Source organism: Mycolicibacterium lutetiense, from assembly GCF_017876775.1.
Lineage (GTDB): Bacteria > Actinomycetota > Actinomycetes > Mycobacteriales > Mycobacteriaceae > Mycobacterium > Mycobacterium lutetiense.
Window position 1 is genome coordinate 41,032 of record NZ_JAGIOP010000002.1, and the last position, 16,940, is coordinate 57,971.

At 63.7% G+C, this 16,940-nt stretch carries 20 protein-coding genes; 18 read left to right on the forward strand and 2 right to left on the reverse strand.

Annotation, left to right across the window (positions count from 1 at the left end):
• The first annotated feature begins 22 nt into the window (after positions 1-22).
• Positions 23-1,684 (forward strand): type VII secretion protein EccB, encoded by a 1,662-nt coding sequence (gene eccB, locus JOF57_RS09290; protein ID WP_209915975.1) that lies wholly within the window; start codon positions 23-25, stop codon positions 1,682-1,684.
• A gap of 37 nt (positions 1,685-1,721) precedes the next feature.
• On the forward strand, positions 1,722-5,951 hold the full coding sequence (locus tag JOF57_RS09295) for an FtsK/SpoIIIE domain-containing protein (protein ID WP_307869988.1): 4,230 nt from the start codon (positions 1,722-1,724) through the stop codon (positions 5,949-5,951).
• A gap of 57 nt (positions 5,952-6,008) precedes the next feature.
• Here the strand turns inward: JOF57_RS09295 and JOF57_RS09300 are convergent, their stop codons facing one another.
• Entirely contained in the window at positions 6,009-6,719 is a 711-nt protein-coding gene (locus JOF57_RS09300; RefSeq protein WP_209915978.1) for an LppX_LprAFG lipoprotein, read from the reverse strand.
• 54 nt (positions 6,720-6,773) lie between these two features.
• Positions 6,774-7,553 (reverse strand): HNH endonuclease family protein, encoded by a 780-nt coding sequence (locus tag JOF57_RS09305; protein ID WP_307869989.1) that lies wholly within the window; start codon positions 7,551-7,553, stop codon positions 6,774-6,776.
• A 529-nt stretch (positions 7,554-8,082) separates the two neighbouring features.
• On the opposite strand from JOF57_RS09305, the gene JOF57_RS09310 reads away from it, so the two are divergent.
• The 16 genes from JOF57_RS09310 to JOF57_RS09385 all read left to right on the forward strand — a co-directional run bounded on the left by JOF57_RS09310 (position 8,083) and on the right by JOF57_RS09385 (position 16,833).
• Positions 8,083-8,862: a hypothetical protein gene (locus JOF57_RS09310; RefSeq protein WP_019348340.1), complete on the forward strand. Its 780-nt coding sequence runs from the start codon at positions 8,083-8,085 to the stop codon at positions 8,860-8,862.
• Positions 8,859-9,071: a hypothetical protein gene (locus JOF57_RS09315; RefSeq protein WP_019348341.1), complete on the forward strand. Its 213-nt coding sequence runs from the start codon at positions 8,859-8,861 to the stop codon at positions 9,069-9,071. The genes JOF57_RS09310 and JOF57_RS09315 overlap by 4 nt, the downstream gene beginning before the upstream one ends.
• A 10-nt stretch (positions 9,072-9,081) precedes the next feature.
• Complete coding sequence (locus JOF57_RS09320) at positions 9,082-9,372, forward strand: hypothetical protein (RefSeq protein ID WP_019348342.1); 291 nt, start codon at positions 9,082-9,084, stop codon at positions 9,370-9,372.
• Between the two features lie 78 nt (positions 9,373-9,450).
• Positions 9,451-9,999 (forward strand): macro domain-containing protein, encoded by a 549-nt coding sequence (locus JOF57_RS09325; RefSeq protein WP_019348343.1) that lies wholly within the window; start codon positions 9,451-9,453, stop codon positions 9,997-9,999.
• A 199-nt stretch (positions 10,000-10,198) separates the two neighbouring features.
• On the forward strand, positions 10,199-10,834 hold the full coding sequence (locus JOF57_RS09330) for a hypothetical protein (protein WP_234938091.1): 636 nt from the start codon (positions 10,199-10,201) through the stop codon (positions 10,832-10,834).
• 150 nt (positions 10,835-10,984) lie between these two features.
• On the forward strand, positions 10,985-11,539 hold the full coding sequence (locus JOF57_RS09335; RefSeq protein ID WP_209915980.1) for a hypothetical protein: 555 nt from the start codon (positions 10,985-10,987) through the stop codon (positions 11,537-11,539).
• Between the two features lie 396 nt (positions 11,540-11,935).
• Complete coding sequence (locus JOF57_RS09340; protein ID WP_019348347.1) at positions 11,936-12,202, forward strand: hypothetical protein; 267 nt, start codon at positions 11,936-11,938, stop codon at positions 12,200-12,202.
• Positions 12,203-12,309: 107 nt separating this feature from the next.
• The gene (locus JOF57_RS09345; protein ID WP_019348348.1) at positions 12,310-12,528 is read left to right on the forward strand and encodes a hypothetical protein; all 219 of its coding nucleotides are present in this window, start codon (positions 12,310-12,312) and stop codon (positions 12,526-12,528) included.
• 57 nt (positions 12,529-12,585) lie between these two features.
• Positions 12,586-13,296 (forward strand): hypothetical protein, encoded by a 711-nt coding sequence (locus JOF57_RS09350; protein ID WP_019348349.1) that lies wholly within the window; start codon positions 12,586-12,588, stop codon positions 13,294-13,296.
• A gap of 27 nt (positions 13,297-13,323) precedes the next feature.
• Positions 13,324-13,824 carry a hypothetical protein gene (locus JOF57_RS09355; protein ID WP_019348350.1) on the forward strand — a complete coding sequence of 167 codons (501 nt, stop codon included), beginning with the start codon at positions 13,324-13,326 and terminating at the stop codon, positions 13,822-13,824.
• A gap of 2 nt (positions 13,825-13,826) precedes the next feature.
• On the forward strand, positions 13,827-13,970 hold the full coding sequence (locus JOF57_RS09360; RefSeq protein WP_019348351.1) for a hypothetical protein: 144 nt from the start codon (positions 13,827-13,829) through the stop codon (positions 13,968-13,970).
• 92 nt (positions 13,971-14,062) lie between these two features.
• Positions 14,063-14,203 carry a hypothetical protein gene (locus tag JOF57_RS09365; RefSeq protein WP_019348352.1) on the forward strand — a complete coding sequence of 47 codons (141 nt, stop codon included), beginning with the start codon at positions 14,063-14,065 and terminating at the stop codon, positions 14,201-14,203.
• Between the two features lie 517 nt (positions 14,204-14,720).
• Positions 14,721-14,954 (forward strand): hypothetical protein, encoded by a 234-nt coding sequence (locus JOF57_RS09370; protein ID WP_047036502.1) that lies wholly within the window; start codon positions 14,721-14,723, stop codon positions 14,952-14,954.
• A 277-nt stretch (positions 14,955-15,231) separates the two neighbouring features.
• Positions 15,232-16,311: an ATP-dependent DNA ligase gene (locus JOF57_RS09375; protein ID WP_209915982.1), complete on the forward strand. Its 1,080-nt coding sequence runs from the start codon at positions 15,232-15,234 to the stop codon at positions 16,309-16,311.
• Positions 16,312-16,354: 43 nt separating this feature from the next.
• Positions 16,355-16,546 (forward strand): hypothetical protein, encoded by a 192-nt coding sequence (locus JOF57_RS09380; RefSeq protein ID WP_209915984.1) that lies wholly within the window; start codon positions 16,355-16,357, stop codon positions 16,544-16,546.
• 20 nt (positions 16,547-16,566) lie between these two features.
• On the forward strand, positions 16,567-16,833 hold the full coding sequence (locus JOF57_RS09385; protein WP_209915985.1) for a hypothetical protein: 267 nt from the start codon (positions 16,567-16,569) through the stop codon (positions 16,831-16,833).
• Positions 16,834-16,940 lie beyond the last annotated feature (107 nt).

Genomic DNA, 16,940 nt, shown 5'->3' on the forward strand with positions numbered 1-16,940 from the left:
CCGGTGATCGAGGAGGTATCGGGTGCCCTGGTATCTGACAACCCCGCGGCAGATCAAGGGATACAGGCGCGAATTGAATCGTGTCGACGAAGCCCTGTCGCGTCAGGACGTGCGGGGCCTAGGTTCCCCTTTGAAGCGAATGCGCGGCTGGCTTGGGCTGGGCTTCGGAGGCGGCATCCTTATCCTGGTCGCGGCGTTCGTGGTGTCGCTGATCAGTCCGAAACCCGATGGCAGTGTCGCCGAAATTGTCACGACCCGAAGCGGTGGCATGTTCGTCCAGTTCAATGGGCGCCTGCACCCGGTGACCAACCTGGCCTCCGCGAGGCTGATTGTGGGCAAGGCCGACGATGCGAAGGTCGTCACCGATACGGCGCTACGTTCGATGCCGACTGGCCCACTGATGGGAATCCCCAATGCGCCGAACCTGCTTACGCCGCGTACCGATGAAGAGGCGGCCTGGACGGTGTGCGACTGGCGTGACACCGCTGTGCCATTGTCGCTGCTGCGCTCCGGTGACATCACCACCGCGGTCATCGCTGGGAAAGACATGTTGGAAGGTGGAGAGGACCTTGGCCAGACGCGGGCAGTTCTGGTTCGACCGTCCACCGATCCTTCTCAGCTGTGGTTGATCTACCGTGACACCCGCGCACAAGTGGGACGAGGCGACTTCGCCGCACAAGCCGCCCTAGGTCTGACTCCCGCTCGCATTGACTCGGCCGCAGTGGTGTCCCCGGCACTGCTGGGGGCGATTTCGGCCTCGCCAGTCTTGACCGCACCGCAGCTGGCTGATCAGGGCCAGCCAAGCGCAGCGGTCCCCGGGTCGGCTATCGGCGACGTGTTGACTGTGTCCACCGCATCAGGGGCCCGCGCCTTCTATCTGGTGGGCCGCACCGGAATTCAGCAAGTGGGGCCCGTGCTGGCCCAGATGATGGTCAATGTCGGTGCTGCACAGCGGCTGGTCGATGATCCCGCAACAGTGCAGACCTTCGAACGCGTGTCGATCGTCGACGACGGCCGGTTCCCGTCGTCGGTGCCGACCCTCGTCTCGAATCCAGCGCTGTGCTGGAGCTGGACTAAGACTCGCGGTGAATTGGCGGCTCACACCCGGGTTTTCACCAACTCGAAGATGCCACTGACTGAAGCGGGACGTATCTCGACTGTGCGCCTGCTACCCAACGAGGGAACCGCCGAGCAGGCCACCGACGCGATCACGCGACCGGGGTATGGCTGGTATGCCCGCGTCACCGGGGACGCCGCTGATTCGGTGGCCGCCGAACAGGTGTTGTGGATCGACCCGAACGGGACGCGCTTCCCGATCGATGCGGTGATTCCAGACAGTGGCAACAAGCTCGACGTCTCCTACGACCCGACAGTGAAGGCACTTGGACTCGAGAACGTGTTTCCGACCCCGATCCCGTGGTCGGTGGCCAAGCTTTATGCGCCTGGGGCCACGTTGTCGATCAAGAACGCACAGGTGATGCAGGGAACGATCAAGCCATTCTCTCAGGTGCCGAGTCCGGCGAGGACCGCCAACCAGGCCCCGCCCGCGCAAGCTCCTAGTCCCACTGGGGACCAGACCCCGCCGCCGGCCGCGCCGCCTGACGATTCGGCGCCGGAGGAGACCGAAGCGCCCACTGATTCTGCCTCCGCCGTACCAGCGCCCACCGCTGACGCCGCCGGCTGATCCGACACCCTGACCTGCTTCGAAGGAAGGACCTTCCGTGTTGTTCAACGAGTTCCGGCCAGCACCACGGCCGCAGACACAGCTCAGTCCCACCGGGGTGGAGATCCCGGCACCGCTACCCGCGCCGGAGCCGGACCGCCGCCCAACCTGGCAACGGATGCTTCCGCTACTCATGGTCGGAGTCATGGTCGCGATGGTGGGGGGCATGGCGCTGATGGGTGTCCGCGCGATCACCTCGGTTCTGTTCAGCGTTCCAATGATGATGATGATGCTGATCATGCATCTGAGCACCCAGCGCGGGGGTGCGTCCGGGGGCGACATCGAGCAGGAGATCGAGCGCTACGACTTGGACCTGCGGGAGCGGCGCGCCGAAATCCACGACCAGGGCCGGGCGATGCATGATCTGCGCACCACCTGCTTCCCGCACCCGTCGGATCTCCTGTCCCTGGTGGGAACTGAGGAAATGTGGCAGGCAGACCCGAATCCGGACATCGGCCGGGTGGTTCCCCCTGAGAGCGAACAGGATCCGGACGTCAAGCACCTGACGGCGAACCCGTTCCTGCGGGCCCGGGTGGGCATCGGTGTGGCTCCGCTGTTCCCGAAGCTGCCCAAGGCTGAGGAGATGGTGATCGAGATGACCGAACCGGTCACCTTGGTGCGGTACCAGCGGGCAATGAACACATTGTCGGTGGTGGCCAACCTGCCGATCGACGTGCGCTTGAGCGAGTGGCCTGCTTACGCGCTGCGCGGTGACGAGTCGGCGCGCCTGGATCTGGTGCGGGCAATGGTGATGAGTCTGGCGTTCAACCACCGACCCAGTGATCTGAATATCGGTGTCATCACCGACGATCCGAAGGCATGGGAATGGATCAAGTGGCTGCCGCACCTCGAGGACATCTCGAAGGTAGAGAAGGGGACCGGCCCACGCCTGCTGGCGTGGCGCAGTCTGGACGAGTTCGCGGTGCGCCACGCAGCTGTGATCGAGCGGATCCGTTCCGGCGGGGATGATCGGCCACCGCACTTGCTGGTGATTGTCGATACCCCTGAGCAGATGGTGGCATGGCCGGCCACGATGGCTGGCGGGATGGATGGCATGACATGGCTCGTGGTGCGCTACGGCACCGATCTGGTCTCTGAGGAGCGGTCGCGCATTCTGCTCAAGAACGGCCGCGTGTCGACGCTCGAAGACTACGACGCCGCGGCAGCCGATTCCGCGTCGGCGACCCTGGCCGAGACGTTCGCGCGTGCGATGTATCAGCACCGCCCGAAAGGCTACGGTGCCGGAGGCGGAGTCCAGGATGAGCGGGCCGAACACATCCCGGACTTCTTCGAAGCCATCGCGATAGGAGACATCGAAACGCACGACCTGATCAAAGTGTGGAAGTCCAACGCGTTCACAGACGAGATCAAAGTTCCGTTCGGGTACATGCGCAAGGGTGACGAACTCACCCCCGAGCTGAGCTTCCTGAACTTCTACGAGGAGAACCGCGACGGAAACGGCCCACACGGGGCGATCGCCGGCCGCACCGGATCGGGAAAGTCGTACTTCCTGCGGGCAATTGTGCTGGCGCTGCTCGCCTTGTACGGGCCCGACAAGGTGGCGCTTATCCTCGCTGACTTCAAAGGCGGTTCGACATTCCTGGGGATGGACCCCGACCGGATTCCGCACGTGGTGGCCAACATCTCCGATCTGGAGCACACCGCAGAGCTGGTGGATCGTCTCGGCGCGGTGATCGATGGTGAGGTCACCCGTCGCGAGGAATTCATCACCGGCGAAAAGGGATGCAAGGACATCTTCGAATACCGCGAGCAGCAGCAGAAACATCCCAACGATCCGCTATGGCCTCCGGTGCCAGACCTGATTGTCGTCATCGACGAGTTCGGTGAATTCCTCAAGAAACGTCCGGGATACCTGGAACTGTTGACCCGAGTCGGCCGCGTTGGCCGTTCACTTGGCATGCACCTGGTCATGTGCAGTCAGTACATTGACCAGTCCGTGCTCGGTGATCTTCTGCAGCACTTGACGTTCCGCTACTCATTGGCGGTGAACTCGCCCCAGCATTCGAACGTAATGCTCGGCACCGACGACGCGGCCCGAATGATCAAAGGCAACCTCAAGGGCAAGATCCTGCGCAAGTTCACCACCGACCACGGCCCGGTCGAGGTCGCGGCGTTCCATCACGAGGCCGCCTACATACGCAAGACGGTGGTCGAACGCGCCCGCTCGGGCGGCGATTCGGCTGAGGCGATCGCAGAAGCGGTCCTGCCGTTCGCCCTGTTCACCGAACGCAGCTTCACTCCAACGGTCGTCGACGGCGAGGTCGTCAACGTCAAGCAAGAGGAGACCGGCGACAGGATGAGTGACGTACTGCTGGAGAAGGTTTCTCGGCTGGCGGACATGAAGGTGCTCGACCTGTGGAAGCCCTCACTGCGTGAGCCTCTGAGTCTGCCGACACTGAAACTGAGCCGTTCCTCTGTGGGGCTGAGTATCCGCATCGGCGACCTCGATGTGCCCGAGAAGCACACCCGCTTGCCATGGTTCATGGACTTCAGCGGCGCTCTGCCGCACCAGGTTATTGCCGGTGGCGGTAAGTCGGGGCGCACCACGTTGTTGCAGACGTTGGTCATCTGTGGCTGCCTGCAGTACGGGTCGCGCCGGCTGGCGTTTATGCTCGCCGACTTCGGAACCGGCAAGCTGGGTGAGGTCAAAAACAGCCCGAACGTAGCGTCGTATGCGGCCCCCGGCAGCGCTGACGGAGTGTCGCGGATCCTGGGTGAGGCCCGGCGAGTTATCGGGCTTCGCCGTGAAGCGATGGTGGACCGTGCAGTGTCCTCGGTGGACGCCTATCTTGACTCAAAAGTCGACAACCCTGTTCCCGGTGACCCATATGGTCGGGTGATGGTGCTGATCGACGGGATCGGAGGGTTCCTCGGCGAAGACCGTTCCGAACGGGCCAAGCTGCTGCGCCCGATCCTCGACCTCGGCGCTGCTGTCGGTGTGCACCTGGTGTTCACCGCTGATTCTTCCGGCGGCGGCACCACCGGCAACGTGGCTCACTACTCCATCGACGTTCCCGGTGGCGTGCAGTTGCCTGCGACCGATTACGCCGGCGCCAAGATGGCTCCAGAGCTGCGGATGAATCTCAAAACCCTGATCCCGCAAGATCAGCCGGGGCGGTCGGTGGATCCGTACAGCACCAAGCAGGCGCGAACGGTGGTGCCGATCAACCGCGAAATCGAACCCGACTCGTTCGCCAGGGGCATGCCGGTGTTCGAGGTGAACGACTATGGCGCCGAGATCCGGGGCCTGTGCGACCAGCTGGCCGAGGTGTTCGCCGCCGAGCAGGTGCCTGTTGTCCGGCCCGCAGACCCGGTGATCGACTTTGAGACGATCTGGTCGGTCTATGCGCCGCTGGTCCCACCGAACCGTCATCCGGTACAGACACACTTCCCGGTGGGCTCCCTGACGGACACCCTGGAACTCGCGCTCGTTCCGAACAGGTCGCAGGACCTGCTGGTGTACGGCGAGAAAGGCTGTGGCAAGACCAATATGCTGCGGATGCACATGGAGTCGGTGATGCGTCAGTTCGCGCCGAAGGACGCCGTGATCGTCGTCATCGACCCGCTGCGTCAGCAACTCGGCGAACGCGACCGCCTCTACGCGCGTGGTCACGTGCGGCCGGCGAAGTTCGGCGAGCCTCGCGCGGACGGTACAACCAATCGGATCCGGCCCCCTGGCTATGTCAGCTCGGCTGAGGATCTCAAAGATGTTGCCGACATGCTGGTGCGGCTGATGGGCCAACGTCGCCCCAGCGAGGACGCAACCGCCGAGGATCTGATCAACCGGACCTACTTCACCGGTCCGGAGGTGTATGTGTACATCGACAACTTCCACGCAATCTCCGAGGGCTACATGGCCAAGACCGTGTTCGACACTGTCGAAGTCGGCGATCAGACAGTCTCCAAGCTGCTGTCGACGGGCACTGACCTCGGGGTGCACTTCATCATCTCCGACGACGGTGGGTTCAACGACCGGGTGAAGTCGGCCGCGATGCTTGCGGCACTGCGCGAGAAGATGATGGCCCCGATCCTGCAGTTGGCCGGGCAACCGTCCTCGGGTATGCCTATCCCGCAGGCGTACCACCTCAAGCCTTCTCGGTGGCGCCCTGGCCAGGGGCGGCTCATCATCGACGCGGACGCCTACGAGATGGTGCAGACGGCGCACATCGACGTCAATGCGGTGGCGGCGAGGTTCGAACAGAAGTAGGGCATACGACAACGCCCCGGTTCCGGTGGTCTGGGCCGGGCGTTGTCGTATGAGGGATCAGTGTGTGTCGCGGATCTGCAGAGTCAGCGCTCCGCCCCTGGCGGTGATGATCAGCTGTACCAGCGCATTGCCGGCGTTTGGGTCCAGCCACAGTGTCACGGGCACGGATGCCAGGTTGTGCAGGTTGTCGCGGGGGAGTACGGCCTCCGCAGCGGCGACGGGAAGCTCACCGTGGAGTTTCACCGTGCCGGCGACCTGTCCACCGTTGACCGGTTGTGGACCTTCGAACGACAGCGGTGAGATTGTCTCGATCATCGACGCCAAGCCCAGCTGCGGGTCCAAAAGCAGTGTCGGGTCGAAGTTTCCGCGCGCTGGGCCGACAGTGATAGGTTCTCCGTCCGCGGAGTCGAGGAGCAGCTCGCCGTCTCGGACTTGGAAGTTCGCTTGCTGCCGTTCGCCGTTGATCATGAGGCTGGCGTTACCGTTCGCGGCAGCCGGGTCGGTGCTCACCTGCGCCGCGTAGGACGATGCAATCAGATTCTCTATTCCGGTGGTGGCCACCATGATGGTTGCCGCGGTTGTGGTGCGCAGTCTTAGAGCTGCATCGGCCACCGCTGCGGACGGGGCAGAGGGAAAGTCCGGTGCTGCGGCGGCTGTCTCGGTGGCCGGGGGCGAGCCTGTCGGCGGTGGACCCGCAGTCGAGCAGCCGCTGGCCAATAGGACGGTGGCCAGTGCGGTGGCCACAGCAGAGACGGTGGGGGTGGGCATGGCCGGGGACGGTAAAGGCCTCGGCGTCGATGTCTGGCCGGTGGCGCGGCGAGTTCAGCAGTACCCTCGGAACCGCATCATCACCGACTTCTCGGCGGCGGTCACCGTGAGCCGGTACTTATTCTTCACCTGCACCTGTCGCTTGACGTACGTGCACTGGAACGACGGGTTCGGCGGCAACCACTGATCGGCCGAAGCCGCGCCCTTGGACTGGTTGGCCGATCCGTCGGAGGCCATCAGATTCAGTGGGTCATTGGCGATCTGCTTACGCCGCGCCGGCGGCCACGCTTCCGCCCCCGACACCCAGGCGTTGGCCAATGCGACCAGATGATCGATCTGTACCAGTGCAGAGGTGTCCCGGCCGCGGGTGAAAGTAATCACGGTGCCTGTATACGGGTCGGCCAGCGTGCCAGAGAGCACTTTGCAGCCGTCGCGCGTCAGGGCTCCTGTCATATCCCGAGCCAGGATGTCGTCGCGGGTGTTGCATCCGTTGTGTCCGTATTCGACGTCCACGTTATCGGTCCACGCCGCACCGAAGCGGTCTCGGGCGTACCCGCGCATAGGCCCCGACTTGGCTACCGTCAGAGTGGACGGGTCGTCGCTCGGGGTGCCGGTCCCTCCGATTCCGTCCGGCAAGGTTTGAGCCGGGTTGATCCGTTCGGTTGCCCAGTTGATGGCGGTGTCGGCATAGGCGCGCACCCCGTTCGGACCGATGCGGACAATGACAGCGATCACCGCGATGACGGCGGCGATCACCAACACTGTCCGTGCGAGTTCGCCCGAATCTCCGAGCACGCCACCCTTTTTGGACTTCTTCGAGTCTCTGTCAGCCACGATCGCAGACTGTCGCCGCACTCGCGCGACTGCGGCGACTACGGCGCGACTTGCGGCGACTGTCGCCGCCGCGGTGGGCGCGTCCTGAAGGCAGGCGGTGCGTCATTCAATACCGTGTCATGTCCCGTGGTTGCCTTGCGGCCAGTCGTCTCGCACGGAGTCACAGTCAACGGTCACGGGGGCTGTTGGAAGCGCTACGGCGCGGTGGTTGTAGCGCTGCGCGTAGTTCCGTGGGAATGCACGGTTCCGTCGAAACGCAGCGCCAACAGGCAGTTCAGAACGGTGAACCGGGCCGCTTATCGGCCGACGTGTCCCCTCTCGTGGCGATCGTTGTAGCGGCGCGTGTGGAGATGTCTGTAGCAGGGCGTCAGGCGACGAAGCTGGGCCCGGTGTACCCCCACCGCGCCGTAGACGGCCGAACGCAAACGTTGGGACCAATGTTGTGCCCGCAGCCCGGCACCCACACCGCCGATGCTGCTCGTCGCGGGATTCACCGCGACGGGAGCCAAGGAATCAGAAGGTGGAACGCATGCCCGTCATCATCGACAACGAATCGTTCGTCAAGGGACTGTCTGCGGCCAAAGTGATGGCCTATTCGGGAAACGACGACCCAACCCACGCCGCGGTCGTGCTGGGCTCGAGCCGGGTGGAGGCCGGTGACAGTGGAACTCAGAACAGCCTCGCCTTCATCGCCTCAGACGGTGTCAGTCCTGGGCAGGCGATCTTCGAGTGCGACGGCGATCTGAAGTTGGTGAAGTTTTCGGTCGACCAGGCGTCACAACTGTTGTCGGCGGCCAAGGGTGCGGCATCGGCGGTCAAGAAGCTCGACAAGGAAGCCGACTGCTCCGTCGAGCTCTCGGTGGTCGACAACGGCGCAACACTGCTGATGCGCACACTCACCGACGGCGACCCGGGCGAGGCCGACTCGCGCCACTACATCCCATTGCAGGACGCCGAGGACTTCCCGATCCGCTCGACGATCAGCCGACTCAATGCTCGTGGTGCCAAAGAGATTCTCGGCACGCGAGGAACGGGTGACGAACAGACACTCGCGCCGCTGGGTGCCGGCAACGTGCAATCGTTCACCGCTGATGCCATCAAGAAGATGAGCGCGATCACTGCAGTGTTCAAAGAGCCTGTCGAGCTCTACACGCGGGAACACCCAGCTTCGATCGTGACTATCACGTGCGCAGGGGTGTTCCGCGCGGTACTGGCTGCACATGCCTATTCACCCGACCTGGACGTCGATGACCCGGAAGTCCCGGTAGCTATAGCTCTGACCGACGACGCCGAAGCTGACGCAGCGTGACCGCGTGCCCTGACAAGGACTTCGACGCACTGGGCATCCCCAGCATCGAATGTCGCGAGCAGGCGATGCTGCAGGTCATGTTCGGCTACGGCCGCGGTGTGGTCACCGTGTGTCCCCGCCATGCCGAAAGGCGCGTCGCGCACGCGCAGCAGCGGGCGCGTAACGATGCCCCCGGGGCAAGTCCGGGCAGCCGAATCCTAAACGCGTAGAGGAGTTTCCGTGAGTCTTTCAGAACTGCAATTCGCACTGGACCAGCTCGGTGTCGCTTGCTGGTTCAACCATCTGCCGGCACACGTGCGGCACTGGGAGGACCGGCAGGGGAAAGAGGCGATCTTGCTCCGGGCGCGGGAATTCGCAGTCGCGTGCGGTGCCACCGCAGAACAGATCACCGATTGCGAACAGTACGGATCCCGCCTGGCGATAAAAGACAAGGCTCCACTGACGCTGGCGGGGCGATCGTGGGACCAGTTCTCCGCTGGGCTGCGGGACTCGCGCCGCGGCTGCGGCTGACCGAATCGCTGACGATGTCTGCCATGGCCGTCGACCTCGAAGCCAGATATTGCATCGGTGGCTACGCGGGCAACAGCGATGAACGGCAGCGATGTCGCGGAGAGTGCTGACGTTGCGCCGCAGTTCATCTCGATCTGTCACGTCCCCCTGAACTACCAACCCAGTGAAAGAGAAAACCATATGAGCTTCACAATCGAGACCGGCGACCTTTTCGCGCACCCGTCTGAGGCGCTCGCACATGGCGTCAATTGCATCGGAGTCGCCGGCGCCGGTGTCGCAGCAATCATGAAACAGCGCCACCCAAACGCGATTCACCAATACGAGGTGCTTGCACGCCGAGGTGAGCTTCCAGTTGGCGGGGCGATGATATGCCCCCAAGGGCCGGGAGATATGACGATCATCCACTGCGCCAGTCAGTATGAGCCGGGCCCCGACGCCCGACCCGAATGGCTACGCTCGTCGCTGACCGTCGGGCTCGAACTCGCAGTCTCGCACGGGATCGCGTCCGTGGCGCTGCCACTCATCGGCGGAGGCATTGGTGGTCTCGATCCGAAAGAGGCCGAACAGATCATTCGCGAAGTCGCCGAGTCTTCCTCGGTAGCGGTCACGCTCGTGCTGCTCGGGTAGAACCTGATTCGGCGCCACAGATTGGCCGGGACACGCCGTCGGACATGCATATTTCGTTCCACAATGCTTTGTCGGATGCCGGTGCAACGATTGAGGTAATCCGGTGCGGGAACACCCACAGGCCGGAGTGCCGGGGAAGTATTCCGGCTACGTTCTCGCACCGGATTACCGCAACAGAAACTAAACGAGAGGTTCCGCCATGACTGTCCCTATCGCTCAGGCCCCCGTGGCCGCTGCTCCGCCGGTCGCTCAGGCACCGGTTGCTGCCGCTCCGGTTGCTCAGGCGCCCGTGGTCGCTGCTCCGGTTGCTCAGGCGCCCGTGGTCGCTGCTCCGGTTGCTCAGGCTCCGGTGGCTGCCGCGCCGGCTCCGGCCGCCGCTCCCGCCGCCACCTACGGAGGCATCACGGCGGCCCCGGCGATCGGTTCGATTCCCACCGGCGGCGGTGGTGGTATCAGCGACGAGCACTTCAACAAGCCGATCCTGTTCCGCCTGCTGTCGGTGAGCCCGCGCTACAGCAAGTACGAAAAGGCCGAGGTTTCGACACCCACCGTCGACTACATCGTGCTCGATCCGGCCACCGGTGCCTTCACCGAGATCAAGAATGCGGTGATGATGCAGAAGCACATCCGGAACGAGCTGGTGGCATGTTTCCAGCGCGGAATGACCGCGGTGACCGCCGTGGCCATCAAGGTGCCGACGCAGAACGACGAACCGGCCAAGGTGCTGCGCGCGTTCGACGACCAGAACACGGGCTACGGCGCCGAACTGGCCACGCAGTACTTGCGTGAGGCCGCGATCAGCCAGTTCAACTGGTGGACCGCCACCGCCGCCTGACCCGCGATCAACACACGGCCCGTGCCTCAACCGGTGCGGGTCGTGTGTTGTTCTCACCGGCACTTGCGTAGACGCGTTGCGCGGAGTGATGCGGCGGCAACATAGCTAGCATCACCGCCGACATACCTGCAAGGGAAAGGCAGAGTCTTCATGAGCGAAGACGTCACCACCGGCGAGCCGACTTACTTCCGCCCGCCCAACGCTGATACCGGCGAGCCGACGCTGGCCGTCTACTTCTCGGCCGAGTTGTTCCCTCTGATGCGTGCCTACGAGTACGACGTCGCCGCCAAGACGGACCAACTCGCTGCCGATGTTCGCGACCACCTGGACAGGTTGGGCATCGCAATCCGGCCTACCATCCGGCACGGCCGCCTGCGCGCGCTGCAGGATATCGAGCCCGACGAGAACGGCGTCAACCGCGACCCCATGGTTGTTTCGACAGTCGTCGCGTATCTGACCGATGCCGAGCCCGATGACCCGCGTCTGGTCCCACTACTAGAGAACAGTTTTCACGGCCACCGCATTGACGCGCAGATCGAGTTCGAGATTCCGACCACCGCCAGCGAAGCGGCGCTAGCCGAGCAGGAAAAGGCTGACGCTGAGCGTGCCGCGGAGTACCGCGTCAAAGCCGATGCCGCGCGTGCGGAAGCTGCGGACCGGGAAGCTCGACCGTTCGACCAGGACATGAGCGAGCTGTTCGACTGAACCTCGCCAAAGGCCCGAGCGCGGAAATGTCATCGTGCTCGGGCCTTTGTCCTGTCTACACCTGATGAAAGGACGACATCCTGTGGCGCATTTTGGTGGACGCACACCCGATCGCGTCGCCGCCGACCAGCTTCTGGACAGGGCGCAGCTGCTCGACGCTGCGGGGAAATCGGAGCAGGCGAGTGAACTGCGCCGACGCGCTTCGAAGCTGATCGGGGTCAATCGCAAGTTCGAATGGCCGAAAGACGTGACAGGCTCTCCACCAGCGCCGTGAAACCGCTGCGCAACAGTAAAAGCAAGCCCCCAGTTGCTCCGGTCCAAAGTCGGCAGTAATCTCCAATTTAGAGAATAGAAGGGTATGGCTGCATTGTGATTTCACGTTCCATACTTCAGCGCATGGCGCTGGCGGGCGCGTTGACCGCCGGCGTCGGGGGAGCGACCACCACGGCCCTTCCAGGACTGAGCCACTGGCCGGCGCCATCGGTGATCGTGACCGTTGCTGCCATCACCCTCCTGGGCGGGCTGATCCGCAAGGTGTTACTGGTTGCGGCCGTTGCAGTCCTGCTCACAGTCGCGCTTGTTGCCGTGGATGCGGCAACAGGTCAACACATCCAGCAAGCGCTGAACCCGGCGGCGGCGCTGCGCATGGTGGGTCAACCGTGACCGTCAGCCGCGCATACGTGACCGACACCGAGACGGGCGTAGTCATCTACGTCGGTATATCCCTGTTGCACTGCGCCTAATCCACCACTACAGACGGGATTCCGTCCATGACCACCATGAACGCCACCGACGCACCCCTGCCAGCAGTTGACTTTGATGGCAACGTCTCCAGTGTCGTCAAGTGGATTGAGGACGACGGCCTCGGCTGGTTCCTGGCGGTATGCCGTGACGGTGCAACACGGCAGGTTTCCACCGACGAACTGATCGGGTTCGGGGTAGACCCGGCCCGCAACGTAAACCCCATGCGGCCGAACACTGCCCGCTAACCACCTGGCCCAGCGGCCTGACTGGCCGCCGGGAAGTTCCATCTGAAGGAGTTCGACATGAACGCAAGTCCCACCAACTGTCAATGCGTCGGACGTCGCGACGAATCCGACCCGCATTCGGTCCACTGTGACTCTGCCGGCGAGGGCGCGGACGTTCGCCCGATCGAGGTGGGCGACCGTGTTCAGTACCGCGAACGCGTTGGGCAGGAATCCCGCGCATTCCACGGAACCATCCTCGGAATCCATAGCGGCATAGCCACGATCGATCTGGGCGGCGGCGGACGGTCTAGCGTCGCCGTCGAACGACTTTCCCTCGTAGCCATCGACCCGTACGCGCCCGGCGCGGTGTACCGCTGCCGGATAGACATCAGCACCGACTACCGCACACACGAGGCGTTCGTCATCATCGACGCGCTTGAGGAATACGCGTCGCGCCAGCGATGGCGGGCAGAAGACGGCGACAACGCCGAACTCCTGAAGGAGCTGGCAGACACTGCCGACCGGCTGCGCGAACAGTTCCACGCCCAGATGCACGACGGAGCAAACGTTGTCGACGCCGCGGGAATCGCGCAGGAACCCGTTCCGATCGGCGTCGGCGACGTCGTGACGTGGACCTACGGCCACTCCGCGCCGTGGAACGGCGCCGAACAGCGCACGGGCACCGTCACCGCGCTCGATACCGACGTGAACGTTGCAACGATCGCCGACGCCGCCGACGGCCGCTCCTGCATCGTCGACGATTATCCGAACCGCCTGCGCCGCGCCTAATCCACCACCACAGAAGGTATTCCGATCATGCCTACTTACTATCCCGGTGACCACCTGCGCACACCCGTCGACCTTGCCGCCGACGCGGCCGAGGCCGCCGAATCCCGACCTCACCCCGACGCCGGATTGCCGCTGCCGGTCCACCACCTCGATGAGGGACATTTGGCGGCCGACAAACAACGCGGCGTGTGCCCGCACAGCGGCACCGGCGACATGGCCCACGGTTGCCCGCGCGGATGCGAGGGTGCCAGGGAGCACTACTCGAACGACGGGCACCCACAATGCGAGGACGACCCGTTCGGCGAGACCACCGCTGACGACGCCGAGAAGCTGCCCTACGAGTGCCCGGACTGCGGTGATCGTCACGACGGGATGACCACCGGCACCGAACGATGCCCAGATTGTGAAGGCGGCAACCAGTGCGAAGGCCACGAGTCCCTGGCCGGCGAGCACATGGGTGAGTCGGTGTACTGCGATGGCTCTTGCCGACGGGCAGCGAAGCGCGGCCGCACCCCCGGGCGGGCATAACCATGGCGAACAAAACGACCTACGTCGCCACCGCTCCCGACGGCAGCACCCGCACCCGCACGTCCACCCGGACCTACACGCACGCCGTGCTGGTCTTCGGGCGGAACTGGTACGCCAAGGTGCGCCGGAACGGGCTATGTCGCTGACGAAGAATGCGTCGATTGTGACGGAACCGGCGAGTGGTTCGAGTGACCAACAACAGGCCACGCAAGGCCAAATTATCGGAACAGGAGGAGCCGTGAGCAGAGCTACCGAGATCGTCACAACCATGCTGGTCTATGAGTCCATTGGTGGTGGTCACGTGAGTCGCAACGAGGCCGAGCGCCTGGCGGGCGAAGTTGTCGAGGCGTTGACCGAGGCGGGTTTCGACCTGACGTAATCGGTGAGACACGTTGAGCACCAAGGTCACAAAGGGGTCTGACGATGAAGATACCGATCAGCGAGCTCGACGCACAGGACGCCGGGGCGCGGAACTGCCCGGCGGTGCGGCCGGGCACGTTGGGATACCAAGGCTGCCGCCGAGTGGACGGGCACCCTGGCCCGCATGTGTCACAAGACCGTGGCGAGTGGACGACATAAGGAATAGGACATGGACATAGATGGACTGCTCGACAGCGAGGGCGACTGGGAGGTGCGATCGAGTGTCTACCGGGATGGGAAACTCGTCGGCCACGTGGACGTTATGTCCGCTGGCACATTCGACAACCTCAGTCACACGGTCTCCTGCGCATTTGAAGAACGAGATGTGGTGCGGCGTATCCGGAAACCGCGAAAGTAGGTGACCGTAAGGGGGGCACGACGTAGACGATGATCTGGGGCCTGCGGACCAGCGAATCGCCGCCAAGGGCTTACGTAATCGGCGGCAGACGGCGAAATCATCGGTGAAGGATGGGCGTATGAGTGGACAGACATGGCTGGAGAACATCAGTCAAGACTTCGCCGTTGGCGACCATGTCACGGTCGGGTCCGTGGTCACTGTTCGGCGTGCCCGCAATCGGGCATCGCAGCACGCCACAGGCATCGTCACCGGCTACAACGATGTCGGAATTGTGGTGGAGTTCGACGGCGGGCCAATCAACGGTGCTACTTGGTGCACGGCCAGCCCGTTGGAACTTCGGCACCTGACGTAATCGCGGTTCATCGCAGAGGAGAGGTATGACGCACACCGACCTGTACTGGGAGCTCCGGGACCGGGGATACACCGACCCGGAAGCTCACCGAGTGACCGAAGAACCCGACCTGATCGAGGAGGTAATGACATAACCAGGCCCGTATTGGCCGCCGAGCTCAAGAAACTCGCCGATGAGCGACTGTGGGGGCGCGTCGGCGCCACAGCAACTGGAGAGTTGTCGGCCTCTTGGTCTATTCTCTATATTAGAGAATAGACCGGATGCTGAAAGGGCCATGATGACCGCCGCAGGGGAACCCAGAACCGCGAGCCTCTACTACCGGGAAGGCAACAGCGACAAGGAATACCATGCGAGGCTAGAACCCACCGACGCCGGATTCCTCGTCACTTTCGCCTATGGACGCCGGGGTTCGGCACTGACCACCGGCACGAAGACCACCACCGCGGTGGACTACGCCAAGGCCACGGCGATCTTCGACAGGCTGGTCAAAGCCAAAGAGGCCAAGGGCTATACCCGCGGCGAGGACGGCACCCCATATCAGAACAGCGCCAGCGACCGCCACCCGTCTGGCGTGCTGCCCCAGCTGCTCAACGTCGCCGACCAGGCCGCTGCGAACGAAGCCATCAACAGTGACAGCTGGTGCCTGCAGGAGAAGTACGACGGCCGTCGCATGTTGATTCGCAAGACCGGCGACACCGTCGAGGCCATCAACAAGTTGGGCCTGGCGGTAGGGGTGTCCGCGGCGGTGGCCCGTGCAGCTGGGTCCATCGACGGTGACTTCATCCTCGACGGGGAGATCATCGGCGATGTGCTGTACGCCTTCGACATCTTCGAGTACGCAGGCAATGACCTGCGCGACAAGCCCTACCAAGAGCGCTACCGCATCCTGCTCGATCTGATCGCCCTGAACCTCGATGACGCGATCGCGCCGACCCACAACTGGACCTCCCAGAGTGACAAGCGCCGGAAGCTGGCCGAGCTGCGGGACGCCAAGGCCGAGGGCGTGGTGTTCAAGCGCCTGGATGCACCGTATTCGCCGGGGCGGCCCAAAAGCGGCGGCCCACAGCTCAAGTTCAAGTTCGTCGAGACCCTGAGCGCCCTGGTGACCGCGGTCAACACCCAGCGCAGCGTGGGCCTGAGCCTGCACGGCAACGACGGCCTGACCTTCGTCGGCAACGTCACCATTCCCGCCAACCACGACGTGCCGCCGGTCGGCGCCGTCGTCGAGGTCCGCTACCTCTACGCCGCCCCGGCGCTGTACCAGCCCGTCTACCTCGGTGTGCGCGACGACATCCTGCCCGCGGAATGCGTGATGGCGCAAGTGAAATTCAAGAACGGCCTGACTGGTGAACGCTGACGGCGAAAATTCACAATCAACGCGCGGTGGCGGCGGAGGACTCATGCGACATCACCGCGAGACCACGACGGATGGCGACCTGTTCGATCCCCCCGAACCGGGCAAGTTCATCGTCGATTGTGCCTGTGGCGACACCTATCTCGTTGACAAGCCAAGGCGGTCCGATGCCGAGTTCGAGGCACTGGAAGCCGCCGCACTGGCGCACGCCAGGAGACGACATGGCCACACCGTCTGAGCTTGTGAAGCAGGCTCTCGATGAGGCTGCCGGTTTCGGCACCGGAGACTGGGCCGACCGTGCACTCGCTGCGCTCCGTGAAGGCGGTTACGAGGTCACCCTTCGCAATCCGTGCAGGTGCGGGTGCGAAAAAGCCACGAGATCAGCACCTGTGCCCGTGCGGCTGCGGACATCCCTACGAGGACGCAGTACGCAAGGTGATGGGTGGCCCGATGTACCTGAACTGGGACCAGGCGAGCGCCAACATTGACGAGCACCCCGACGAGCCGTGCAAGTGGCCGGCCTGACGTAGGCGCAATGATCGGATGGGGGAATGATGGAGTTTGAGACTCGTCAGATCGTGATCGCTCACGAGGTTATGTGGGAAGCGATCAGCGAATGGGCAGGTAAGCGC